We start from the raw sequence: 23,323 nt of genomic DNA on the forward strand, positions 1-23,323 counted from the left end.
TCTCCTATACGTGGTAGTAGCTGTCCGGAATATCGGTAATGAACATGTGGCCCGGCGCATGAGAAATCGCAAACGGCACACGGGACGCCATGACAACCGCCTGCGGGGTCACACCGCAGGCCCAGAACACCGGAATCTCGCCGGGCCTGATCGTCACCGCATCACCAAAATCAGGGTTCGCCAGGTCGTCGATGCCGAGCAGTCCAGGCTCGCCGACGTGTACCGGCGCGCCGTGCACACCGGGATAGCGCCCGGTGATGCGCGCCGCTTCGGCCACCCGGTCCGCCGCGATCGGGCGCATCGACACCACCATGTTGCCCTGCAGGCGGCCGGCCGGGCGGCAGATCCGGTTGCTGCGGTACATCGGCACATTGCAGCCTTCGCTGATGTGGCGCACATCGATGCCGGCGTGCATCAGGTCGGTTTCGAAGGTGAAACTGCAGCCGATCAGAAAGCTGACCAGATCAGTGTGCTGCGCCCAGATGTGGCTCACATCACTCAGCTCTTCGGCCAGTTGCCCATCGCGCCAGACCCGGTACAGCGGTAGGTCGGTGCGCAGATCAGCCTGTTCGGCCAACAGCGTGGTGTGGCTGCCGGGCTCGGTCACATCCAGCACCGGGCAGGCTTGCGGGTTGCGCTGCGCGAACAGCAGAAAGTCATACGCCCATTCACGCGGCAGCGTGATCATGTTGCACTGGGTCAGACCGGGCGCTTCGCCGGCGGTCGGCGCGACGAATCCCTGGCGATAACGGGCACGGGCGGCGCTGGCTGCCTCGCGGGCGAGTTGCAGTGAATTCATGATCAACCTCGATTGAATGCGCGGACAGTGACGCCTGCATCGTGCAAACGGTTTTTCAGGATGCGGGCGATGTTCACCGCGCCCGGGCTGTCGCCATGCACGCAGATCGAATCGGCCTGCAGGCTGATTTCGCGGCCGTCTTCAGCCTCGATGATGCCTTCGCGCACCAGGCGCAGCATGCGTTCGGCGATCAGTTCGGCGTCGTGCAGCACGGCACCGGGCCGCGAGCGCGAGACCAGCGTGCCTTCAGCGGTATAGGCGCGGTCGGCGAACGCTTCGGCGACGCAGGAAAGCCCGGCGTCGCGTGCCCAGTCGAGCAGCGGGGAATTAGCCAGGCACACCAGCTTCAACGCGGGGTCAATGCGCAGCAGCGCCTGAATGACTGCCGCGGCCTGACGCTGATCACCGGCAATGGTGTTGTACAGCGCGCCGTGAGGCTTGACGTAGCTCACGCGGGTCCCGGCGCTGCGGGCCAGGCCCTGAAGCGCGCCGATCTGATAAATGACGTCGGCGGTCAGTTGGTCGCTCGGGATGTCCATGTTGCGGCGGCCAAACCCTACCAGGTCCGGGTAGGCCACATGCGCGCCGATGGCAACGCCCCGGGCCGCAGCGGCCTCGAGGGTGCGCAGGATCCCGGCCGGGTCACCGGCATGGAAGCCGCAGGCCACATTGGCGCTGCTGACCACATCGAGAATCGCCTCGTCGTCGCCCATGCTCCAGGCGCCGAAGCTTTCACCGAGATCACTGTTGAGGTCTATTGCAGGCATTTTTATTCTCCGAAATCAGGCTGCATTGATGAAGGCAAAGATGGCACCCGCCGATTTGAACGCCATGTACCACGACAGCAGACAGGTCAGCACGCCCAGCACCAATAGCCAGCGCGGGTAGTGGTAGCCGTCCATCATGTCGGACCGGCGCCAGCCGACGTACATGAAAATGCTCAGGCCCAGTGGCAGGATCAAACCGTTGAAGCCCCCGGCAAAGACCAGCAGCGCGGCCGGTGGTTTGCCCCACATAACGTATACGACCACGGTGATCAGGATAAAGCCGACAGTTGCCAGGTTGCGCACGCGCTCGGTGATGCGTTTGGAAAATACCGTGATGAACGACATCGAAGTATAGGACGCGCCGATCACGCTGCTGATGCCGGCCGCCCAGAGCACCAGGCCGAACATGATCAGGCCGAAGTTGCCAGCGGCAGCGGTGAACGCCTGGGCCGCAGGGTTTGCGCCCTGGCCGGATACATCGATGACGACGCCGCTGGCGACCACGCCGAGGATCGCCAGAAACAGTATGTAACGAACAACCCCGGTGACCAGAATACCGGTCAGCGCCGCCTTGGACACGACATCGATGTTCTCGACCCCGACGGTGCCGCGATCCAGCAAGCGGTGAGCACCGGCGTAAGTGATATAGCCACCGACCGTGCCGCCGACAATGGTGGTGATGGCCGCGAAATCGACCATGTCCGGCAGGATCGTCTGGCGCAGAGCTTCGCCCAGCGGCGGATGCGAGGCAAAGGCGGCGAAGAGGATCAGGCAGACCTTCAGGGTGCCCAGCACCATCATGATGCGGTCCATGGCAATGCCGGCACGGGGCGATGAGAAAATCGCGATGGCGATCAGCGCGCTCAAGGCGCCCCCCCATTTGGGGTCAAGACCGGTCAACGCATTCAAGCCCAGGCCCGCACCGGCGATGTTGCCCAGACTGAACACCAGGCCGCCGAAGATGACCAGTACCGCGAGCAGATAACCGCTGCCCGGGATCGCTGCGTTGGCCAGATCGGCCGCGCGCATTCTGGTCAGCGTCACGATGCGCCAGACATTCAACTGCACCACGAAGTCGATCAGGATCGAGGCCAGAATGCCGAAGGCGAACGCCGCTCCCAGAGTCGCAGTGAACGTGGCTGTCTGGGTCAGAAAACCAGGACCGATGGCAGACGTCGCCATCATGAAGATCGCGGCGATCAAAGAGGCGCGGCGCGCCTTGGTGAACTCATTGGCAGTCTGTGTCACGGCGGCATTCCTGAGATGAGGGGTATTCTGCCAGAGCAACGACCATGCCAAAGGTCATTCAAATGCGCCAAGTTGTAGATCCATAAAGATAATATTGTTGAACAATGTAGGTGATATGGATCAACCATGTGCACCATGTTGTTACGCGGGGACTCAGATGTGCTACCTGATGAAGCATCTGCTGACCTTCGTCCTTGCCAGCCAATGAGCTGTCGTGGAATATCGACCTGGCTTTTCTTTCTCTGGACCCTTTATGAACGACGCTGCTTCTGCCCTCCCTCGCACCCTCGGAGAATCGATCACCACTGAGCTTCGCAGAATGCTGGTCGAGGGCGAGCTGGTACCCGGTCAGCGCCTCTCGGAAGCCGCGCTGGCCGAGAGTCTGGATATTTCCCGTAACACCCTCAGAGAAGCCTTCAGAGTGCTGACCCGCGAAGGACTGCTGACCCACGAACCCAATCGAGGGGTCACCGTGGCCAAGCCTGATATGGCTTCAATCATCGATATCTACCGAATTCGGCGCTTCATCGAATGCGGGGCGATTGCCCAGGCTTATCCACAGCATCCCGGTGTGCTGCACATGCGCAATGCGGTCGAGGCCGGCGTGCAGGCGCGTGAGGCCAAGGACTGGATTGCCGTGGGCACCGCCAACATGATGTTTCACAAGGCCATCGTCGAGCTGTCCGACAGCCCGCGACTGGCGGCGTTTTATGCGCAGATATCAGCAGAGTTGCGCCTGGCCTTCGGGCTGCTCAACGACCCGGAGCTGCTGCATTCGCCCTATCTGGACATGAATGCAGCGGTACTCGGGCGCCTTGACGCGGGCAAGACCGATGAGGCGACGCGCATGCTCGAGGATTATCTGGTGCAATCGGAACGAACGATTCTGGCCGCCTTCGAGCGAAGCCGGAACCGGTAGTCCGGGCGCAGGCCCGATCACCAGAACTACCACCCAGGGACCCGGTCTACGGGTTCTGACCGTTGCAACACGCCCGACGAGCCAGGCAGGCCGCCGCTTCGTTGAAAGCCTGAAATTCCCCTCTGGAGGCGATACGCTTTGAAAGCACTCGACGAACTCACTTTCGACAACCGCTTTGCCCGTCTGGGCGATGCGTTCTCCACTTCCGTGCTGCCTGAACCCATCGATGCGCCGCAGCTTGTGGTTGCCAGCCAGTCAGCGCTGGCACTGCTGGACCTGGCGCCTGAACAGGCCGATCTGCCGCTGTTCGCGGAAATCTTCAGCGGCCACAAGCTGTGGTCCGAGGCAGAGCCGCGGGCAATGGTGTATTCCGGGCATCAGTTTGGCTCCTACAACCCGCGCCTGGGCGACGGTCGCGGGCTGTTGCTAGGCGAGGTGTACAACGACGCCGGCGAGCACTGGGACCTGCACCTCAAGGGCGCAGGCCGCACACCGTATTCACGGATGGGTGACGGGCGCGCCGTACTGCGCTCGTCGATCCGCGAGTTTCTGGCCTCCGAAGCCCTGCACGCGCTGGGCATCCCCAGCAGCCGCGCGGGGTGTGTGGTCAGCTCCAGCACGCCGGTGTGGCGCGAAACCCAGGAACATGCAGCTATGGTGCTGCGTCTGGCGCAGAGCCATGTGCGCTTCGGCAGTCTGGAATACTTTTTCTACACCAAACAGCCAGAGCAGTTGAAGACCCTCGCCGAGCATGTGCTGACGATGCATTACCCGCACTGCCAGGAGCAGCCTGAGCCGTATCTGGCGATGTTCCGGGAAATCGTCGAGCGTAACGCCGAGCTGATTGCCAAGTGGCAGGCCTACGGCTTCTGTCATGGCGTGATGAACACCGACAACATGTCGATTCTGGGCATTACCTTCGATTTCGGACCGTTCGCGTTTCTGGACGATTTCGATGAGCACTTCATCTGCAACCATTCCGATCACGAAGGTCGCTACTCCTTCAGCAATCAGGTGCCTATCGCGCAATGGAACCTCAGCGCGCTGGCACAGGCGCTGACCCCGTTCATCAGCGTGGAAGCGTTGCGCGAGGCCATCGGTTTGTTCCTGCCGCTGTATCAGGCGCACTACCTGGACCTGATGCGCCGCCGACTGGGCCTGACCGTTGCCAAGGAGCAGGACGAACAACTGGTCAGTCAGTTGCTGAAGCTGATGCAGAACAGTGGCGTGGATTACACCCTGTTCTTCCGCCGCCTGGGTGACCAGCCAGCCGCCGAGGCGTTGCGCACGTTGCGTGACGACTTTGTCGATATCAAGGGCTTCGATGCCTGGGCAGAAGCGTATCAGACGCGTATTGCCGGCGAGGACAACGGCACCGAGCAGGAGCGTCAAACCCGCATGCATACGGTCAATCCGCTGTACATCCTGCGCAACTACCTGGCGCAGAACGCCATCGCCGCAGCGGAAAAAGGCGACTACGAAGAAGTCCGCCGCCTGCATCAGGTGCTCTGCACACCCTTCACCGAACAGCCCGGCATGCAAGGCTACGCCCAACGCCCGCCGGACTGGGGCAAGCACCTGGAAATCAGCTGTTCGTCGTGAGGCGTTTGTCCTCTATCGTGCCCACGCTGGAGCGTGAGGAACGATAATCTCAACTATCGTGCGGCGCTCCGCGTCGCATGCCGTTCTGGACGCTCCGCGTCCTCTTTACCTATGACAGCCCTGCATCCACCAGCCATTGCTCCAGGCCTTGGAGGTCGGGAATGCGGGCTACGGTTTCGCCGATCTGTACGGCGGCCAGCTCCAGTTCGGCCAGCGGAACGTCGACGTAGCTCAACTGGCTGTCGACCTTGCACGAGCGCGGGATGCCCTGGGTCAGCAGGGCGATGAACCTGACATCGTTGCGTCCGCCCAGTGCGTTGAGCACCACGATCCGGGCTCGACCGCCGACACGGGTGCGGCCTCCGCAGGCGGCTTCGAAGCTGAGCAGTGGCAAGGTCAGTTCGCGCCAGCTGATCGGTCCCAGGTACCACTCGGGGGCGCCCGGCTCTGCGCTGCAATCCTGGTAATCGATCAACTCGGCGACGGCGACGTTAGGCAGCAGCAGATGCCGGTCACTCAACGGCAGCAGCAGGCCGGTCAGACTGGTCAGCCGGCTGGTCTGGAACGTGCCTTCAGACATGCGCCTGGCTCCAGTAAGCGATGCTCTCCAGCAACACGGTTTCCTGATAGGGCTTGCTCAGGTATTCGTTGACGCCCACTGCCATCGCCCGATCGCGATGCTTCTGGCCCGAGCGAGAGGTGATCATGATGATAGGCAGTTCCTTGAGCTGTTCGTCCTGGCGGATCTGGCTGGCCACTTCAAAGCCGTCCATACGCGGCATTTCGATATCGAGCAGCATGATGTCAGGTGTGTGCTCCTGCAACAGGGTCATGGCATCGACACCGTCCTTGGCAGTCAGTACGTGCATGCCGTGGCGCTCCAGCAAGCGGCTGGTGACTTTGCGCACCGTCACCGAATCGTCCACCACCATCACCAGCAACGGTCTGGCGTGCTCGGCTTCGTGGTAGGCAGGCGCCAACCATCTGAAAGGCAAGCCCTGCAAGGTACGGATCTGCGCCATCAGATCGAGAATCAGCACCACGCGGCCGTCACCCAGAATGGTCGCACCGGAAATGCCCTGCACCCTTGAGAACTGCGTACCAAGGCTCTTGACCACGATCTCGCGCGAGCCTGCCAGCGCATCGACCTGCACCGCCACCCACTGATCCTGCAGATGCACCAGCAACACCGGCAGCGGCTGCAATTGCCCGGCCAGTCTGGGCGGGCTGCTGCCCAGCAATTCGCCCAGATAGCGCAACTCGTAACTGCGTCCGCCATATTGATAGCGCGGCGGGGTGGTCTGGTAATAGCCGTCCAGCTCATTGGCCATGACACGCACGATGCCATCGACGGTATTGAGCGGTACCGCATACTGTTCTTCGCCGCACGTCACCATCAACGCCCGGTTGACCGACACCGAAATCGGCAGCCGGATACGGAAGCGAGTGCCCTTGCCCGGCACCGAGTCGATGACCATGGAACCGCCCAGTTGCTTGACCTCGGCGTGCACCACATCCATGCCCACACCACGGCCGGAAATCTGGGTGATGATCTCGCTGGTGGAAAACCCCGCCTGCAGAATGAACGGCAACACTTCATGGTCGGACAGATCGGCATCCGGGTGGATCATGCCGCGCTTGATGGCCTTGCGACGTACTGCAGCGAGGTCAACGCCAGAGCCATCATCGCTCAGTTCGATGACCATATCGCCGCCTTCGTACATCAGTTCCAGACTGATATGGCCCTGCTCCGGCTTGCCGGCGGCGATGCGTTTTTCGGTGCTTTCAAGCCCGTGATCGACGGCGTTGCGCAGCATGTGCTCAAGAGGCGCGACCATTCGCTCCAGCACGTTGCGGTCCATTTCACCGTCGGCATTGCCCACTTCGAAATGGACTTTCTTGTGAAGTTCCGACGCCACTTGGCGTACCACACGACGCAGGCGTGGCACCAATCGCTCGAACGGCACCATGCGCGTACGCATCAGGCCTTCCTGGAGCTGGGTGTTGACCCTGGCCTGTTGCGACAGCAGCGTTTCTGCGTCGCGGGCGCGCGCACCGAGGGTTTCCTTGAGGTCCATCAGGTCGGACGCCGATTCGAACAAGGCGCGCGACAGTTGCTGTAACTGCGAATGACGGTCCATTTCCAGCGGGTCGAACTCTTCGTAACCCAGCCGCTCGGCCTGGACCTGCTCCCGGCTAAGGATGCGCCCCTGGGTTTCCATATCGAGACGACGCAATTGGTCGCGCATCCGCTCGATGGTGGTTTCCATCTCGACCAGAGCGATCTGAGAATCAATGATCTGCTGTTCGATGCGTCCACGGAAGATGGATGTTTCGCCGGCCAGGTTGACCAGGTCTTCCAGTTGCTCGGCAGGCACCTTGACCATTTCCGGGCCGCTGCGCTCGGCCTCCCCTTCGGCCACCGGGGCCACGGCGACGACTGACTCCGGACTGACTTCCGGGTCCTGCGCAGCCAGCGGTGCGCCCACCGGCTCATCGGTGGCCAGCCTGCGAATGCTCTCAATCAGCAAGGTGGCATCAGGCAACGGTTTTTCATTGCGCACGGCATCGAGCATGTCGGCCAGCACATCCTGACCGCTCTGCAACAGGCCGATCATCAACGGCGCGGGCTGCAGACTTCCGGTGGAAAGCCCCTCGTAAAGCGTCTCCAGCTCGTGAGCGAGGTCGCCTATCGGAGCGATTTCCACCATCCGCGCGCCGCCCTTGAGGGTGTGCAGGTCGCGCAGCAGGTTTTCGACTTCCAGCATGTTATGCGGATCGGCCTGCCAACGGGCCAATGCCGCGCCGGAGCTTTCCATGATGTCGAAACCTTCCTCGAGGAAGACTTCACGCAGCTCGGTGTCATGTTCGGGAAGATCTTCATTGGCCAGCGGCGAGGCCTGCACCTCGGGCCCGGTGCTCTCGAGCGTGCGGCAGCTGCGCAGCGCTTCGATCAAGGCCGAAGGGTCGCTGAGCGCTTCCTGCCGATACAGTTGCTCGAGCAGAATCGCCAGATGGTCGTGGCTCTCGTGCAGCAGCTCGGCCAGCGTCGGCGAATGGTTGAAGCGCCGGTCGATCAAGCCTTCGTAGAGGTTTTCCAGTTCGTGGGCCAGATCGCCCACCTCGCCCACCGCAGCCATCCGCGCACCGCCCTTGAGGGTGTGCAGGTCACGCTGCAACGAGGCCAGCGGCGCAGGGTTTTCTGGGTCGGCCAGCCAGCGCTGCAACGCTTGACCGGCACTGTCGAGGATATCGACGGCTTCCTCCAGAAATATCTCGACGATTTCGTCGTCCGGACCGGCAACGTCAGTGTCAGTGTCAGTGTGCCCGGCCTCGTTGGCCAATTGCTCGGTGGCGGCGTTGAGCTCGGTAACGCTCAACGTGCGATGGCCGTCGCTCTTGACCAGCCCGGTCGCCGACGGGTCAAGCGCCTGATCCAGCAACTGGTTCAAGGCACGCACGCATTCGGGACGCGGCTCGACATCCTGGCCGGCAGCCACCTGATCAAGCATGTTGATCAGCGCTTCGTGAGCATTTTCTGCCACATCGAAAAACCGTTCGCTGACCGCCAGACTGCTTTCCTCGACAGCTCCGTAGAGGTCGAGCAAGGCTTCGCACAGTTCATCGACCTGCGGCAGGTCGGCCAGATGCGCGCCGTGACCGAGGGTGGTCAGCTCATCGAGCAGCGCGCTCAGTTCCTGACGTTCGCCGGGGTGCTGCCGCCAGCGCCGCAGGAGGTTTTCCGCATCCAGCACGATGTCCATGCCTTCGGCCAGAAAACTGGCGAGCAGCGTGGGGTTGCGCTTGATCCGCAGGCCGCTGTCCGACTCGCGCAGCACCACGGTGAGGCGCTCGTTGAGCATCGCCAGGGCGGCCTCGATCAGCGGCGCGGCACCCGGAATATCGGCCAGCGGCGTGCTGTCGAGTTGCTCGAGGCCCTTGTGCAGCAACGGCTCGGCGCTGCGCAGCAGGACGAGTTCCGGTGAGCCGATATCGATGAGGTTGGCCTTGTACTCACGCACCAGTTGATCGAGCGGGCTGGCCAGTTCGGCAATCGGCAGCACCCCGGCCATGTGCGCGCTGCCCTTGAGCGTATGCAGCGCACGCAGCACCGCGTCGCTGATCGCCGGCGACGCTGATTGTTCGGCGTTGTCGAGGAAGCGGCCGAGGGTGTTCAGATGGCCGAGCGCTTCCTGACGGAAAATCTCCAGCAACTGTGGATCGAGCGCTTCGGCGGCAACAGGCTCGCCTGCCTCATGATCATCCGCGACCGGCAGCGTCGGCAGCTCCAGCCCATTGGCCAACGCATGGGCACGGGCCGCCAACAGGTCGACATCGTTACGCTGGCACTGTGCATCTTCGGCAAAGTCGCGGATGACCGACGGCAGCAGCGCCTGCACTTCGCTCATCAATTGCTGCACTTCGAGGCCCGGCAGTACGTCGCCTTCCAGCACCCGGTTAAGCAGGTTTTCCACCGCCCAGGCCAGTTCGCTGAGGATCAGTGCACGCACCATCCGGCCGCTGCCCTTGAGCGTATGAAACGCACGGCGTACCTCGGTCAGCGCTGTGCTGTCCCAATGGCCGTCGCTGCCAAGCGAGGTGAACCAGCGCGGCAGGTACTCGCGCAGCGCGTCGAGCACCTCGTCGGCCTCTTCGAGAAACACATCGCGCAACTCGTCGTCCACCGCCTCTTCCCCGGCCGCGGGCGGCAACAGGCTGGTGGGTACGTTACGGGCGGGAGGGTTGACGGCCGAGACCGGGCTGGCGAGGACCTGGGCAATAGTCTGCGTGGGGCTGACCAGCGCCTTGCGGTCATCCAGCTCCAGCAACTCGTCCTGAGTGATGATCTCTTCGAGCAACGGCACTTCGAGAGTGTCCGCAGCGGGCGTATAGCCCAGCCGTGCCAGGCTTTGCTGGGCCATGTCGAGTACCTGGTCACCCGGCGCCTGATGGTCTTCGAGCATGCGCTCCAGGTAATACTCGATGCCGGTGATGGTGTCGGCCAGGCAATCGAGCTGAACCCAGGTGGGACGGGTTTCGTCCACCAGCAGGTGTTCCTGAATGTATTCGTTACAAGCGGCCAGCAGGCTGGCAGCTCGGGCCAGCGGGATCATCGCCAGCGCACCCCGTACCTGCACGATCAGCGCGCACAGCGGATCGAGCCGCTGCCGGTCCCACTCGCCGTCGATGTAATCGAGGATCACGTCCTTGGCCTGCTGCAACACCGTGCGGGCTTCGCGAATCACCAGTTGATGAATCTGCGTCAGGTCGGTAGTCGGCAGGCGGCTTTCCTCGCGGCTGACCTGCTCGTGACTGCCGGCCATGCCGGCAAGGGTCGATTCGACGTAGAGCAAGGCACCCGCGACATCCATCAGCGCAGCGTCGCTGGGCTCGCGCTGCCCCTGCGCCAGACCGAGCACCACAGACAACTGATCGATGATCACCTTGCGCGGCTGGCCGAAACCCAGCACCGCCAGGGTATCGGCAATCTGCCGCAAAGGCGGCAGCAACGCGTTGAGCTCGCTGACATGCTGACGGTCGCCGCGCACGAACACGTCGAGCCGCTCCTTGACCCTGACCAGCCCTTCACACAAGGCGACGATCACCGAACGCATGGCGTCACGGTCCGGACCGGCCATGCGGGCGCGCTCTTCATTGACCACATCGTTGCCGGGCAAGGCATCGGCCAGCGCGTACTGGTCCTTGAGGTCGAGCATCTTCGGCGCCAGGCTGTCGGACTTGGCGATATAGAACAGCAGGCTTTTCAACAGCTCTTCGGGGGCGGGCTGGTTGATGCCGGTGACGCCCTGCTCGGCCAGACGCTTGAGTTCCTTGTCGGCGTCCTTCAGCAGACTGCGCAGCGCCGGGCTGTTGGTGAAGTTGCCGTTGAGCATGGTTTCGACCAGTGCCGAGGCGATCCGCCAGAGCGCACCGAGCGGCGCGTCTTCGCACAACTGTTCAAGCCGGGCAAACACCTTGGCCATGTAGCCGAGCTGGGTCTGCACGCCCTGCTCACGCATCAGGCCGGCCAGCGCCGCCTGCAGGGTCTGGCGCAGCTTGCGCAGCAGGTTGGGCAATTCCGGGGTATTGCGCCGCGCCAGCTCCTCGTCATCAAGCGGCGGCACGACGACCAGTTGCGGGGCGAACAGGCTGGTTTCCGAGAGCAGACTTTCGCCCCGCGCACTGCGCAGGTCATTGAGCAATGGCAAGACCACCAGCGGCAGGTCGCGGCGCGCGGAATGAATGCGCTCCAGGTAAACCGGCAACTGGCTCATGGCCTGGATCAACAGTTGCTCGGACTCGATCGGATGGCTGACGCGGTTCTGCTGGACCGCCAGCGCCAGTTGCTCGATTTCCTCGGCCAGCAACGCGGCGCCGTAGAACTCGATCATCTGCAGGCTACCGTGAACCTGATGCACCAGGTTCAGGCACTCGGCCATCGCTGCAGCGTTGGTCGGGTCTTCGATGAACGGGTCCAGCGCCTGTCGGGCCTGGCGCAGCGTTTCGGCGATCTCGCCCTTCAGCCACTCAAGAGCTACGTAATCGTGACGATCAGCCATGACGAGTACCGTCCGTTACCCAATCAAGGTTGTTCATGTGCGGTACATCATCCGGCTTTCTTCGATGACGGCAGGGCAAAGCCCGATACCGAGCGCCGCATTTCGCTGGCCATTTTCGCCAGGTTGCCTATGCTTTCGGCGGTGGCCGATGTGCCCGAGGTGGTCTGCGAAGTGGTCTGCTGAATGACGGTCATGATCTGAGAAATCTGCCCGGCAGACTCGGCCTGTTGGTGGGCGGCATCGGTGATACTTTCGATCAGCTCGGCCAGCACTCTGGACACCCCTTCGATTTCGCCCAGCGCCACCCCGGCGTCCTGCGCCAGCCGGGCACCGCGCACCACTTCGCTGGTGGTCTGCTCCATGGAGATAACCGCCTCGTTGGTGTCGTTCTGGATGGCCCGGACCAGCGTTTCGATCTGCTTGGTCGCAGACGACGAACGCTCGGCCAGCCGTTGTACTTCGTCGGCTACCACGGCAAACCCTCGTCCGGCATCACCGGCCATCGACGCCTGAATGGCGGCGTTGAGGGCCAGAATATTGGTCTGGTCGGCAATGTCGTCAATCAGGCTGACGATGTCGCCAATCTCCTGTGACGACTCGCCCAGACGCTTGATGCGCTTGGAGGTGTCCTGAATCTGCTCGCGAATGTTGTCCATGCCATGAATGGTGTTTTGCACCACCTCGTTGCCTTTATTGGCTATCGTCACGGAGCGCTCCGCCACGGCCGAGGACTCCGAGGCGTTGGTCGAAACCTGATCGATGGACGCCGCCATGTCGTTGATCGCTGTCGACGCCGCACTGATCTGCAACGCCTGGTGCTCTGAAGCAGCCGACAATTGCATGGCCGTCGCCTGGGTTTCGGTCACCGCAGCCGCTACCTGCTCGGCAGTCAGGTTGATGGTCACCACCAGCTCGCGCAACTGGTCGATGGAGTAATTGATGGAGTCGGCAATCGCCCCGGTGAAGTCCTCGGTCACCGAGGCCGTGACCGTCAGGTCGCCATCGGCGAGGTTCTCGATCTCGTCCAGCAGACGCATGATCGCCGTCTGGTTGCGTTCGCTCTTCTGCGCAGTTTCGCGCAACTGGCGATTGGTCTCGCGCACCATGACCAAACCGATGAGGATGATCGACGCCAGCGCCAGCAAGCCCAGCACATAGCCGCCGACGGTGTTCATGGTGCGGCGCTTGGCAAGGTTTTCCAGGCTGTTGGCGAGTACCGAGGTTTCATCCAGCAGGGTCTGTGAGGTGTTGAAGATGTTGCCCGAGGCCTCGCGCACCTGATACAGCTCGGGCGAGGTTTCGAGAATCTCGTCCACCGAGCCGGAGACGAATTCGAACAGCTCGGCGATCTCCGCCAGCCGCGCGCGCGCATCGCGGTCCTCGACCTGGGATATGCGCAGCGTGGCGTTGCCCTCCAGCATGCCGTTGAGCACACGACCAAACTGGCTGGCATCGCGACCAAAGGCGTCGGCGGCCTGCACAGCCGTTTCATCACCGGCCAGCACGGTGTTGACCGAGCCGAGAATTCGTTCTGCGAGCAGCGCCTGGCGTTGCGCAACCACCACCTGTGCGGCGGGCGCACGGCTTTGCAGCAGACTCTCGACGACTTTCTCGTATTCGGCCTGCAATTGCGGAATGGTTTCGGCCAGCGTTGCCGCCACCTGATGCAGCGACAGAACGGTCTGTTCGCTGGCCAGAATCACGTCGGTGCTCTTGCGCAGCCCTTCCCAGTCACGTTGCACGGTGCGCAATTCGTCGCGTATCAGGTCGGGGGCCGCAGGCAGGCCGGTGGCCGGGTCGCCTTTTCTCAGATAGCCCCAGCGCACGTCGAAATCATTGCGCGCATCGGCCAGCAACTTGAACGCCTGGGTTTTGCCGGCAGCCGCTTCGGTGGCGTTTTTCGCGATGCGTTGCGACAGGACGCGCAGCTCACCGGCATGCCCGATGTACTGTTTGTCGTAGTTGGACTGAGTGTTGAGGTAAGCGAAGTTGGCGAACAGCAACATGATGAAAACGATAAGCGCCACGAACAGCAGAATAATCTGCGTCCGGCTTCTTGCGCCTTCCCTTGACCGGTCTGTACTACTCATTAATCAGGCCCCCGCCTGGATCAATTGTGAAACACACCAGGCCCGACATGCTAGGAAGCCAGGTCCATGAACTCCGCAGACTGCACCAGCGCCCACGGGCTGAAGATCTGCCACGCCTGTTCGCGGATAAACTGCCCGCGCAGGAACGGCACCATACGCTGATCCATGTCCTGCGGGGTCTGGGGTATGAGGCTCAACTGACTGAAACGTTGCATGCCGAACACTTCATCGACCAGCAGACCGGCAAATACATCATGGTGCTCGACCACCAGCACGCGTCGCTGTTTGCGCACCGGCACCAGTTCGTGGCCGAAAAACCCGCACAGATCCATGAGTGGCAACAAGCGACCGCGCAGGTTGGCGATACCCGCCACCCAGAACTTCACACCGGGCATTACCGCATGATGGGGTTCGTGAAGGATTTCGGCGATCTCGCCGATCGGCGCTACAAACCGTTGCTCGCCCATGCGAAAGCCGATACCGACCCAGTCCTGCTGATGGGCTTCCTGCAGCGGCAGGCCCGCCGCCAGCGAACGACAGCGTCGATCCATATCCAGAAGCAGTTCAAAAGCGGTGCGCGGCTCGGCCATGGCGATTCCGGCAATCAGCCGGCCAGCACCGCATTCAGGGTTTTCATCAGGGTTTCTTCGTCCACCGGCTTGGTCAGGTAATCGCGTGCGCCCTGACGTTTGCCCCAGACCTTGTCGGTCTCCTGATCCTTGGTGGTAATCATGATCACCGGGATCATGCTGGTGTCGGCATCCTTGGTCAGCTGACGCGTGGCCTGAAAGCCGTTAAGCCCCGGCATGACGATGTCCATCAGCACGGCATCGGGCTTTTCCTGACGGGCCAGGGCCACGCCATCAGCGCCGTTTTCGGCCTTGAGCACTTCATGACCGTGCTTTTCCAGCATGCCGGTGAGTTTGTACATTTCAGTCGGCGAGTCATCGACGATCAATATTCGAGCCATGGGTGTTCCCCGTCAGATTACGAGCGCGCTACATCAGGCGCGGGCGTCATGATATGTGTTGTTCTGCTGCAACGAAGCCCGGCACATGAGCCTTGATCGCGCTGAGCAGTTCTTCCTTGCTGAAAGGCTTGGTCAAAAACTGATCGGAACCGACAATCCGCCCCTTGGCCTTGTCGAACAGGCCGTCCTTGGAGGACAGCATGATGACCGGCGTCGACTTGAATGCCCGGTTGTTCTTGATCAGCGCGCAGGTCTGATAACCGTCCAGACGCGGCATCATGATATCGACGAATATGATTCGCGGGTGGTTATCGGCAATCTTGGCCAGCGCGTCGAAACCGTCTATCGCAGTGATGACTTCACAGCCTGCGTTCTTGAGCAGCGTTTCGGCGGTGCGGCGGATGGTCTTCGAATCATCGATGACCATGACTTTCAGGGCGGAGGCGTGTTGTTCCATAGCTGCTCTTCCATCGCCGCAGCGAATTTTTGCGCATTCTGCGAGGCACTGGGAGCCTGACGGTATCGCTTCGTTGACCCACTGGGACCGAAGACCGGATGCCGAGCCTTTTTAGCACACTCTCCAGACGCAATCCATAAAGTGCACCTTGGCGCATCGCGGCAGGCCTGCCCCTTGACCGGGAGCAATCGGAGCGCCACCCTGATGCCAATTTTACGGCCGTTGCGGCCCTTACCGATCAGAGGATATTGCCCATGAGCGTTCGCCTAGGGATTGTCATGGACCCCATTGAGCGCATTTCCTATAAAAAGGACAGCTCGCTGGCCATGCTGCTTGCCGCCCAGGAACGCGGCTGGTCACTGTTCTATATGGAACAGAAAGACCTGTATCAGAACGCCGGCCAGGCCCGCGCACGCATGAAGCCGCTCAAGGTGTTTGCCGATCCGGCCAAGTGGTTCGAGTTCGAAGCCGAAGTCGACGCAGGTCTTGATGATCTGGACGTGATCCTGATGCGCAAGGATCCGCCGTTCGACATGGAGTTCGTCTACGCCACCTACCTGCTGGAGCAGGCCGAGCGTGCCGGCGTCCTGGTGGTCAACAAGCCGCAGAGCCTGCGTGACTGCAACGAGAAGCTGTTCGCCACGCTGTTCCCGCAGTGCACACCGCCGACACTGGTCAGCCGCCGCGCGGACATCATCCGTGAATTCGCCGAACAGCACGGCGACGTGATCCTCAAGCCGCTGGACGGCATGGGCGGTGCGTCGATCTTCCGCCATCGTGCGGGCGATCCGAACCTGTCAGTGATCCTCGAAACCCTGACCGCCCACGGCACGCAGCAAATCATGGCGCAGGGCTACCTGCCCGCCATCAAGGACGGCGACAAACGCATTCTGATGGTCGATGGCGAACCGGTCCCGTATTGCCTGGCGCGTATCCCGGCAGCCGGCGAAACGCGTGGCAATCTGGCGGCAGGCGGGCGTGGCGAGGCCCGTCCGTTGAGCGACAAGGACCGCTGGATCGCCGAACAGATCGGCCCGACCCTGCGTGAAAAAGGCCTGCTGTTCGTCGGCCTCGACGTGATCGGTGAGCACCTGACCGAAATCAACGTCACCAGCCCGACCTGCATCCGCGAGATCGACAACGCCTTCGGCACCAACATTGGTGGCCTGCTGATGGACGCGATCGAGAAGAAGCTGCAAGCACGCAAGGGCTGATCAGCCACTGACGCCGCCGGCCACGGTCAACACCGTGCGCCACGGCGTCAGATCGATTCCCTTCGTCCGATCCGCAGCAGAGCGGCGCGGCACATTGCGTTATCATGCGCCACCTGTAACACGACACGGATTTTGACATGCAGGCTGACGAGATGCTGAACCGCCAATGACATCCATGGCCAAAAACGACCTCCCCCTGGAACTCGCCAACGCCGGTGTGCGTCCTGCCGATCGCCTGGGCTTTACCATGATGATCGCGGCGCTGATTCACCTCGCGGTGATCCTTGGCGTGGGGTTCACCTATGTAAAGCCGGAGCAGATCTCGCAGACGCTGGAAATCACCCTGGCCACCTTCAAAAGCGAAGAAAAGCCCGAGCAGGCTGACTTTCTGGCGCAAGACGATCAGCAGGGCAGCGGCACCCTGGACAAGGCCGAAACGCTCAAGACCACTGAACTGGCGCCCTATCAGGACACCAAGGTCAACAAGGTCACGCCGCCCCCGGCCAGCAAGCCGGTGGTCAAACAGGAAGCGCCGAAGACCGCCGTCGCGACTACCGCGCCCAGCCAGCAGAAAACCGTTGCCAAACGCGATGAGGTCAAGCCCGAGCCCGCCACCAAGGCTGCACCGACCTTCGACAGCTCGGAACTGAGCAACGAAATCGCCAGCCTGGAAGCCGAACTGTCGACCGAACAGCAGCTTTACGCCAAGCGCCCGAAGATCCACCGCCTCAATGCGGCGTCGACCATGCGCGACAAAGGCGCCTGGTACAAGGATGACTGGCGCAAGAAGGTCGAGCGGGTCGGAAACCTGAACTATCCTGAGGAAGCACGACGCAAGCAGATCTACGGTAATTTACGACTTCTTGTGTCAATCAATCGGGACGGCTCGTTGTATGAAGTGCTGGTGCTTGAATCTTCAGGGCAGCCTTTGCTGGATCAGGCCGCACAGCGAATCGTGCGTCTGGCGGCGCCTTTTGCGCCGTTCACCGGCGATCTGGCGGATATCGATCGACTGGAGATCATCCGCACCTGGAAATTTGCACGCGGAGACAAGCTGTCAAGCAACTGAACTTTTTGCCCGCTGACGCTCGACACCCACACGTGTCAGTTGTCAGCCGCGCAAGGCAACGCCAAACTAGGGCTCATGAAAAAAGTCTCTCCGAGTTATCTCAAGCATCAGTTCCTCATCGCCATGCCTCACATGCACGATGAGAACTTTGCTCAGACCTTGACCTACATTGTCGAGCACAACGCCAATGGCGCCATGGGGCTGGTGATCAACCGCCCGCAAAGCCTGACCCTGGCCGATGTACTCGAACAACTGCGACCGGAGCTTCCGGCACCGAGACACTGCCAGGACATCGTCATTCATACCGGCGGGCCGGTGCAGACCGATCGCGGCTTTGTCCTGCATCCCAGCGGCCAGACCTTTCAGGCGACGGTCAATCTTCCGGGCGGAATTTCCTTGTCGACTTCTCAGGATGTGCTGTTCTCCATCGCCGATGGCTACGGACCTGATCAAAATGTGATCACCCTGGGTTATGCGGGATGGGATGCCGGTCAACTGGATGCTGAAATGGCCGACAATGCCTGGCTGACCTGTTCGTTCGACCCGGCCATCCTGTTCGATGTGGACAGCGAGCAGCGTCTGGACGCCGCCGCCAGACGTCTGGGCATCAATCTCAACCTGATCTCGACCCAGGCAGGGCACGCTTGATGGCCGCCTTACGGCTGCTGCTGGGCATTGATTACGGCACCAAACAGATCGGCGTTGCAGTCGGCCAGGCGATTACCGGCCAGGCACGTGAACTCTGCACGCTCAAGGCGCAGAATGGCGTGCCGGACTGGGACAAGGTCCAGGCGCTGATCAACGAGTGGAAACCTGATGCGATCGTGGTGGGTCTGCCGTTGAACATGGACGGCACGCCCAGCGACATGAGCGCGCGCGCGGAAAAATTCTCGCGCAAGCTCAACGGACGCTTTGGTGTAACGGTCTACACCCATGATGAACGCCTGACCACCTTCGAAGCCAAGGGCGAGCGCATGGCGCGCGGCGGCCAGAAGGGCAGCTATCGCGACAATCCGGTGGATGCCATTGCCGCTGCGCTATTGCTGCAAGGCTGGCTGGACGAGCACCCCGAACTGTTGAATGTGTGACTTTTTCTGTCTTTATCGCTTCGAGATACCCGGATTCCACGTTATCGCTTGAGCATCGCGCCACGGACCAGACTGTGTAAAAACCTCACGAGCGAAGGCAAGACAAGGCAAAAACAGGCGAAAACGGCCGGGGTCGCGACCGACTTTAGGTGTTCTAAATGAGCATTTTTCGCCTGTTTTTAACGCAGTATTGCCAAGCGCAGTAGTTTTTACACAGTCAGGGAAGGACGCTGCCCGAGCCTCTAAGGAGCAACCATGAGCCTGCCCGATCCCGCCGAACTGATTCGTCAGATGGCCACTGACCTGAACGCTCACCTGAGCAAGCGCGGCATCAGCGACCCTCGTTTCATCGGCATCCGCACTGGCGGTGTCTGGGTTGCCCAGGCGCTGCTCAAGGCACTGAACAACCCCGCTCCGCTGGGCACGCTGGACGTTTCGTTCTATCGCGATGATTTCAGCCAGAACGGCCTGCACCCTCAGGTGCGCCCTTCTGAACTGCCGTTCGAGATCGAAGGCCAGCACCTGGTGCTGATCGATGACGTGCTGATGAGCGGCCGCACCGTCCGCGCCGCGCTCAACGAACTGTTCGATTACGGCCGCCCGGCCAGTGTCACGCTGGTCTGCCTGCTGGACCTGGACGCCGGTGAACTGCCGGTGCGTCCGAACGTGGTCGGCGCCACCCTGTCGCTGGCACCGAATGAACGCATCAAGCTGTCCGGCCCCGAGCCGCTGGCGCTCGAACTTCAAGACCTCTCCACCGCCCTTTAAGAGTCCATTGCGATGACGCCTCTCGACGCCAAGCGCCCGCTGCAGCTCAACCACTTGGGCCAGCTGCGCCATTTCCTGTCTCTGGACGGCTTGCCCCGCGAGCTGCTTACCGAAATTCTCGACACGGCCGACTCGTTCCTTGAAGTCGGCGCCCGGGCGGTCAAGAAAGTCCCGTTGTTGCGCGGCAAGACGGTGTGCAACGTGTTCTTCGAGAACTCCACGCGCACCCGCACCACCTTTGAGCTGGCAGCCCAGCGCCTGTCAGCCGACGTGATCACGCTGAACGTCTCGACCTCGTCGACCAGCAAGGGGGAAACGCTGTTCGACACCTTGCGCAACCTCGAAGCGATGGCCGCCGACATGTTCGTCGTGCGCCACGCCGACTCGGGTGCGGCGCACTTCATTGCCGAGCACGTATGCCCGGACGTCGCGATCATCAACGGCGGCGACGGACGCCATGCCCACCCGACCCAGGGCATGCTCGACATGCTGACCATCCGCCGTCACAAGGGCGGTTTCGAGAACCTGTCGGTGGCCATCGTCGGTGACATCCTGCATTCACGGGTCGCACGCTCCAATATGCTTGCGCTCAAGGCGCTGGGCTGCCCGGATATCCGCGTGATCGGGCCGAAAACCCTGCTGCCGGTAGGCGTCGAGCAATACGGGGTCAAGGTCTACACCGACCTCAACGAAGGTTTGAAGGACGTGGACGTGGTCATCATGCTGCGTCTGCAGCGTGAACGCATGACCGGCGGCCTGCTGCCCAGCGAAGGCGAGTTCTACCGCCTGTTCGGCCTGACCACCGCGCGCCTGGCGGCTGCGAAGCCGGATGCGATTGTCATGCACCCCGGCCCGATCAACCGCGGCGTGGAAATCGAATCGGCAGTGGCCGACGGCGCGCATTCGGTGATTCTCAATCAAGTGACTTACGGTATCGCGATCCGCATGGCGGTGCTGTCCATGGCCATGAGCGGACAAAACGCACAACGCCAATTCGAACAGGAGAACGCCCAGTGAAGCTCAGCATCCTCGGCGCTCGCGTCATCGACCCGGTCAGCGGGCTGGATCAAATCACTGACCTGCACCTTGAAGCAGGCAAACTCAGCGCCATCGGTTCGGCCCCGGCGGGTTTCGAGCCCACTCAGACCATCGACGCTACCGGGCTGGTCGCAGCACCGGGCCTGGTCGACCTCAATGTGTCCTTGCGCGAACCTGGCTACAGTCGCAAGGGCAGCATCGCCAGCGAAACCCGCGCAGCGGTGGCAGGCGGCGTGACCAGCCTGTGCTGCCCGCCACGTACCAAACCGGTGCTCGACACCTCGGCAGTGGCCGAGCTGATCCTCGACCGCGCCCGTGAGGCCGGGTTCAGCAAGGTGTTCCCCATCGGGGCGCTGAGCAAGGGCCTGGAAGGCGAACAGCTGGCAGAACTGATCGCCCTGCGCGACGCAGGTTGCGTGGCCTTCGGCAATGGTCTGAGCAGCTTCAGCAACACCCGCACGCTGTGCCGGGCACTGGAATATGCGGCGACCTTCGACCTGACGGTGATTTTCAACTCGCAGGATCGTGATCTGGCCGAAGGCGGTCTGGCACACGATGGTCCGACGGCCAGTTTCCTGGGTCTGGCGGGCATTCCCGAGACGGCCGAAACCGTGGCGCTGGCTCGCGACCTGTTGCTGGTCGAACAGAGCGGTGTACGTGCGCACTTCAGCCAGCTGACCAGTGCCCGTGGCGCGGCGCTGATAGCCCAGGCACAGGCGCGCGGTCTGCCGGTGACGGCGGATGTGGCGTTGTATCAGTTGATTCTGACTGACGAGGCGCTGATCGACTTCTCCAGCCTCTATCACGTCCAGCCGCCGCTGCGCACCCGCGCTGACCGCGATGGTCTGCGTGAAGCGGTGAAGAGCGGTGTCATTCAGGCGATTTCCAGCCATCACCAGCCGCACGAACGCGATGCCAAGCTGGCGCCGTTTGGCGCTACGGAGCCGGGCATCAGCAGCGTCGAACTGTTGCTGCCGCTGGCCATGACCCTGGTGGATGACGGCCTTCTGGACCTGCCGACCCTGATCGCCCGCCTGAGCAGCGGCCCTGCCGCCGCGCTGCGCCTGCCAGCCGGCAAGCTGAGCGCAGGAGCGCCTGCAGACATCGTCCTGTTCGACCCTGCCGCCTCGACGGTTGCCGGCGAGACCTGGCTGTCAAAAGGCGAAAACTGTCCCTTCATCGGTCACTGCCTGCCCGGTTCGGTACGCTACACACTGGTGGATGGACGGATCAGCTACAGCCGTTGAGCCCGCTCCGGGCTCTCGCTCCCACGTTCCTCGTTGCATCACTGTGGGAGCGAGCCGGGCGACGCTCTGCGTCAGCCCCTCTGCCCAAGCTTTACCCGCGTCGGGCGTTCTTCATCGAGATCTGGTCATTCAATGTCCAGAAGTCATAGAGGATGCCCACCAGAAACAGCCCGCCGGTAAACAGGTAGATAAGCCCGGTAATCCACTTGCCCTGGTACATGCGGTGCACGCCGAACAGGCCGAGGAAGGTCAGCAGCACCCACGCAACGCTGTAGTCGGTGGAGCCGGGGGTAAAGCGCAGGTCGGCGTCACGGTCCATCGACGGGATCAGGAACAGGTCGATCAGCCAGCCAATGCCAAACAGACCGAACGTGAAGAACCAGATGGTCCCGGTGACCGGTTTGCCGTAGTAGAAGCGATGCGCTCCCAGGAAGCCGAAAATCCACATCAGGTAACCCATGACCTTGCTGTGTGTGTCTGAACGATAGGCGTTCATTTTTGCCCTCTTTGCGCTGATAGAAAAAAATACATAACAAAATTGTGACTTGGTTTCCCTATTCCGACGTATGGCACATGAGGCGGTTTAATGCCGCCAAGCCCTTGTCGCTAAAGGGATTAGCCCGAAAAAAGAAAGAGTCTGTCGCATAAAACGCAATGATGCCACTGTGATGCGCTCGACAAATGGGGTCAGTTTTTTTGAAAAAGCTGTTATAAAGTTGCGCGCTGACCACCATGAGCCCTGCCGAATGCGTCCTTTTTTCAAGACATGGCTAACCATTTGCCTATTTATGCCACTGGCCGCCCACGCCACCAATCGTGAGCAACAACTTCCTGCGAGCTTCACGGGCTACACCGCCAAAAGCCACTCTTCACCGGCACTCGCGACTCGCAATGCACCCAAGGAAGCCACCACCACCCGAACTCAGTACGGCGCTACCAGCGCCGTCCAGAAGCCGCTTTCACGCAAGAACGCCAAAAAAATCGCGGCCTTGCAGGCTTCTGCCCCTGCCAAGCAAGGCAGCGCCGTTGTAAAACGCGCCTTGCAGGCTGTGGGCACGCCTTATCGCTGGGGCGGCACCACGCCCGGCAAAGGCCTGGACTGCAGCGGACTGGTCAAATACGCCTACACGGATGTCCGTGAGGTCGACCTGCCACGCACCTCCAATGCCATGGCCCAGGGTCATGGTCAGACGGTGGATCGCAAGGATCTGAAACCCGGTGACCTGCTGTTCTTCAATATCAAGAGCCGCAACATCAACCACGTCGCCATTTACCTGGGCGACAACAAGTTCGTTCATGCGCCGCGCCGTGGCAAGGCCGTAACTGTCGATACGCTGAACAAACCGTATTGGAACAGTCACTACAAGATCGCCAAGCGCGTGCTGCCCAAGCAACCCGGACAGATGCGTGTGGTTCAGCGCTGATCCTGGTGTGAATCCGCGGTCCGCAAGCCGCATCTGAAAAAAGGGGTCTTGAACGCGTTCAAG

General features: G+C 61.7%; 20 protein-coding genes. 10 read left to right on the top strand and 10 right to left on the bottom strand.

Features of this window, described 5'->3' with window-relative positions:
* Window positions 1-4: 4 nt before the first annotated feature.
* The 3 genes from PCPL58_RS25970 to PCPL58_RS25980 are packed head-to-tail and all read right to left on the bottom strand — an operon-like array spanning window position 5 to window position 2,814.
* Window positions 5-799 carry a putative hydro-lyase gene (locus PCPL58_RS25970; protein WP_003366165.1) on the bottom strand — a complete coding sequence of 265 codons (795 nt, stop codon included), beginning with the start codon at window positions 797-799 and terminating at the stop codon, window positions 5-7.
* 2 nt (window positions 800-801) lie between these two features.
* Complete coding sequence (locus tag PCPL58_RS25975) at window positions 802-1,566, bottom strand: LamB/YcsF family protein (protein ID WP_003366163.1); 765 nt, start codon at window positions 1,564-1,566, stop codon at window positions 802-804.
* A gap of 15 nt (window positions 1,567-1,581) precedes the next feature.
* Window positions 1,582-2,814 carry an NRAMP family divalent metal transporter gene (locus tag PCPL58_RS25980; RefSeq protein WP_065350793.1) on the bottom strand — a complete coding sequence of 411 codons (1,233 nt, stop codon included), beginning with the start codon at window positions 2,812-2,814 and terminating at the stop codon, window positions 1,582-1,584.
* Window positions 2,815-3,067: 253 nt separating this feature from the next.
* On the opposite strand from PCPL58_RS25980, the gene PCPL58_RS25985 reads away from it, so the two are divergent.
* Both PCPL58_RS25985 and selO read left to right on the top strand, forming a co-directional pair.
* The gene (locus tag PCPL58_RS25985; protein WP_005778794.1) at window positions 3,068-3,733 is read left to right on the top strand and encodes a GntR family transcriptional regulator; all 666 of its coding nucleotides are present in this window, start codon (window positions 3,068-3,070) and stop codon (window positions 3,731-3,733) included.
* 138 nt (window positions 3,734-3,871) lie between these two features.
* Window positions 3,872-5,335, top strand: a complete 1,464-nt coding sequence (gene selO, locus PCPL58_RS25990) for a protein adenylyltransferase SelO (RefSeq protein WP_065350794.1) — start codon at window positions 3,872-3,874, stop codon at window positions 5,333-5,335.
* A 109-nt stretch (window positions 5,336-5,444) separates the two neighbouring features.
* Here the strand turns inward: selO and PCPL58_RS25995 are convergent, their stop codons facing one another.
* The 6 genes from PCPL58_RS25995 to pilG are packed head-to-tail and all read right to left on the bottom strand — an operon-like array spanning window position 5,445 to window position 15,412.
* Window positions 5,445-5,915, bottom strand: a complete 471-nt coding sequence (locus PCPL58_RS25995; protein ID WP_058397746.1) for a chemotaxis protein CheW — start codon at window positions 5,913-5,915, stop codon at window positions 5,445-5,447.
* On the bottom strand, window positions 5,908-11,895 hold the full coding sequence (locus PCPL58_RS26000; protein WP_065350795.1) for an Hpt domain-containing protein: 5,988 nt from the start codon (window positions 11,893-11,895) through the stop codon (window positions 5,908-5,910). Before PCPL58_RS26000 ends, PCPL58_RS25995 begins: the two co-directional genes overlap by 8 nt.
* Before the next feature lie 47 nt (window positions 11,896-11,942).
* The gene (locus PCPL58_RS26005) at window positions 11,943-13,985 is read right to left on the bottom strand and encodes a methyl-accepting chemotaxis protein (protein WP_032609251.1); all 2,043 of its coding nucleotides are present in this window, start codon (window positions 13,983-13,985) and stop codon (window positions 11,943-11,945) included.
* A gap of 50 nt (window positions 13,986-14,035) precedes the next feature.
* Window positions 14,036-14,575 carry a chemotaxis protein CheW gene (locus PCPL58_RS26010; protein WP_003432055.1) on the bottom strand — a complete coding sequence of 180 codons (540 nt, stop codon included), beginning with the start codon at window positions 14,573-14,575 and terminating at the stop codon, window positions 14,036-14,038.
* Between the two features lie 14 nt (window positions 14,576-14,589).
* The gene (gene pilH, locus PCPL58_RS26015) at window positions 14,590-14,955 is read right to left on the bottom strand and encodes a twitching motility response regulator PilH (RefSeq protein ID WP_003316741.1); all 366 of its coding nucleotides are present in this window, start codon (window positions 14,953-14,955) and stop codon (window positions 14,590-14,592) included.
* 46 nt (window positions 14,956-15,001) lie between these two features.
* Window positions 15,002-15,412 carry a twitching motility response regulator PilG gene (gene pilG, locus PCPL58_RS26020; RefSeq protein ID WP_002551738.1) on the bottom strand — a complete coding sequence of 137 codons (411 nt, stop codon included), beginning with the start codon at window positions 15,410-15,412 and terminating at the stop codon, window positions 15,002-15,004.
* A gap of 254 nt (window positions 15,413-15,666) precedes the next feature.
* On the opposite strand from pilG, the gene gshB reads away from it, so the two are divergent.
* From gshB to PCPL58_RS26055, 7 genes are all read left to right on the top strand, one after another.
* The gene (gene gshB / locus PCPL58_RS26025) at window positions 15,667-16,626 is read left to right on the top strand and encodes a glutathione synthase (protein ID WP_003316740.1); all 960 of its coding nucleotides are present in this window, start codon (window positions 15,667-15,669) and stop codon (window positions 16,624-16,626) included.
* Between the two features lie 166 nt (window positions 16,627-16,792).
* Entirely contained in the window at window positions 16,793-17,695 is a 903-nt protein-coding gene (locus PCPL58_RS26030) for an energy transducer TonB (RefSeq protein ID WP_065350796.1), read from the top strand.
* Window positions 17,696-17,770: 75 nt separating this feature from the next.
* Window positions 17,771-18,343: a YqgE/AlgH family protein gene (locus tag PCPL58_RS26035; RefSeq protein WP_003366147.1), complete on the top strand. Its 573-nt coding sequence runs from the start codon at window positions 17,771-17,773 to the stop codon at window positions 18,341-18,343.
* Window positions 18,343-18,783: a Holliday junction resolvase RuvX gene (ruvX, locus tag PCPL58_RS26040; protein ID WP_002551734.1), complete on the top strand. Its 441-nt coding sequence runs from the start codon at window positions 18,343-18,345 to the stop codon at window positions 18,781-18,783. The genes PCPL58_RS26035 and ruvX overlap by 1 nt, the downstream gene beginning before the upstream one ends.
* 255 nt (window positions 18,784-19,038) lie before the next feature.
* Window positions 19,039-19,551 (top strand): bifunctional pyr operon transcriptional regulator/uracil phosphoribosyltransferase PyrR, encoded by a 513-nt coding sequence (gene pyrR / locus PCPL58_RS26045; protein WP_003366144.1) that lies wholly within the window; start codon window positions 19,039-19,041, stop codon window positions 19,549-19,551.
* Window positions 19,552-19,563: 12 nt separating this feature from the next.
* Window positions 19,564-20,568, top strand: a complete 1,005-nt coding sequence (locus PCPL58_RS26050; RefSeq protein ID WP_003366142.1) for an aspartate carbamoyltransferase catalytic subunit — start codon at window positions 19,564-19,566, stop codon at window positions 20,566-20,568.
* Window positions 20,565-21,836: a dihydroorotase gene (locus tag PCPL58_RS26055; RefSeq protein WP_003366140.1), complete on the top strand. Its 1,272-nt coding sequence runs from the start codon at window positions 20,565-20,567 to the stop codon at window positions 21,834-21,836. Before PCPL58_RS26050 ends, PCPL58_RS26055 begins: the two co-directional genes overlap by 4 nt.
* Before the next feature lie 91 nt (window positions 21,837-21,927).
* Here the strand turns inward: PCPL58_RS26055 and PCPL58_RS26060 are convergent, their stop codons facing one another.
* A complete protein-coding gene (locus PCPL58_RS26060) occupies window positions 21,928-22,332 on the bottom strand; it encodes an NINE protein (protein ID WP_065350797.1) in 405 nt (134 codons plus the stop codon).
* A 250-nt stretch (window positions 22,333-22,582) separates the two neighbouring features.
* Between PCPL58_RS26060 and PCPL58_RS26065 the strand changes: the two genes are divergently transcribed.
* Window positions 22,583-23,260, top strand: a complete 678-nt coding sequence (locus PCPL58_RS26065; protein WP_003432065.1) for a C40 family peptidase — start codon at window positions 22,583-22,585, stop codon at window positions 23,258-23,260.
* The last annotated feature ends 63 nt before the right edge of the window (window positions 23,261-23,323 follow it).

Source organism: Pseudomonas cerasi, from assembly GCF_900074915.1.
Taxonomy (GTDB): Bacteria; Pseudomonadota; Gammaproteobacteria; order Pseudomonadales; family Pseudomonadaceae; genus Aquipseudomonas; species Aquipseudomonas cerasi.

Coding starts and splice junctions, on each gene's coding strand:
- PCPL58_RS25970 (WP_003366165.1), bottom strand. CDS start 799: ATGAATTCACTGCAACTCGCCCGCGAGGCAGCCAGCGCCGCCCGTGCC.
- PCPL58_RS25975 (WP_003366163.1), bottom strand. CDS start 1,566: ATGCCTGCAATAGACCTCAACAGTGATCTCGGTGAAAGCTTCGGCGCC.
- PCPL58_RS25985 (WP_005778794.1), top strand. CDS start 3,068: ATGAACGACGCTGCTTCTGCCCTCCCTCGCACCCTCGGAGAATCGATC.
- PCPL58_RS25995 (WP_058397746.1), bottom strand. CDS start 5,915: ATGTCTGAAGGCACGTTCCAGACCAGCCGGCTGACCAGTCTGACCGGC.
- PCPL58_RS26000 (WP_065350795.1), bottom strand. CDS start 11,895: ATGGCTGATCGTCACGATTACGTAGCTCTTGAGTGGCTGAAGGGCGAG.
- PCPL58_RS26005 (WP_032609251.1), bottom strand. CDS start 13,985: ATGAGTAGTACAGACCGGTCAAGGGAAGGCGCAAGAAGCCGGACGCAG.
- PCPL58_RS26010 (WP_003432055.1), bottom strand. CDS start 14,575: ATGGCCGAGCCGCGCACCGCTTTTGAACTGCTTCTGGATATGGATCGA.
- pilH (WP_003316741.1), bottom strand. CDS start 14,955: ATGGCTCGAATATTGATCGTCGATGACTCGCCGACTGAAATGTACAAA.
- pilG (WP_002551738.1), bottom strand. CDS start 15,412: ATGGAACAACACGCCTCCGCCCTGAAAGTCATGGTCATCGATGATTCG.
- gshB (WP_003316740.1), top strand. CDS start 15,667: ATGAGCGTTCGCCTAGGGATTGTCATGGACCCCATTGAGCGCATTTCC.
- PCPL58_RS26030 (WP_065350796.1), top strand. CDS start 16,793: ATGACATCCATGGCCAAAAACGACCTCCCCCTGGAACTCGCCAACGCC.
- PCPL58_RS26035 (WP_003366147.1), top strand. CDS start 17,771: ATGAAAAAAGTCTCTCCGAGTTATCTCAAGCATCAGTTCCTCATCGCC.
- ruvX (WP_002551734.1), top strand. CDS start 18,343: ATGGCCGCCTTACGGCTGCTGCTGGGCATTGATTACGGCACCAAACAG.
- pyrR (WP_003366144.1), top strand. CDS start 19,039: ATGAGCCTGCCCGATCCCGCCGAACTGATTCGTCAGATGGCCACTGAC.
- PCPL58_RS26050 (WP_003366142.1), top strand. CDS start 19,564: ATGACGCCTCTCGACGCCAAGCGCCCGCTGCAGCTCAACCACTTGGGC.
- PCPL58_RS26060 (WP_065350797.1), bottom strand. CDS start 22,332: ATGAACGCCTATCGTTCAGACACACACAGCAAGGTCATGGGTTACCTG.
- PCPL58_RS26065 (WP_003432065.1), top strand. CDS start 22,583: ATGCGTCCTTTTTTCAAGACATGGCTAACCATTTGCCTATTTATGCCA.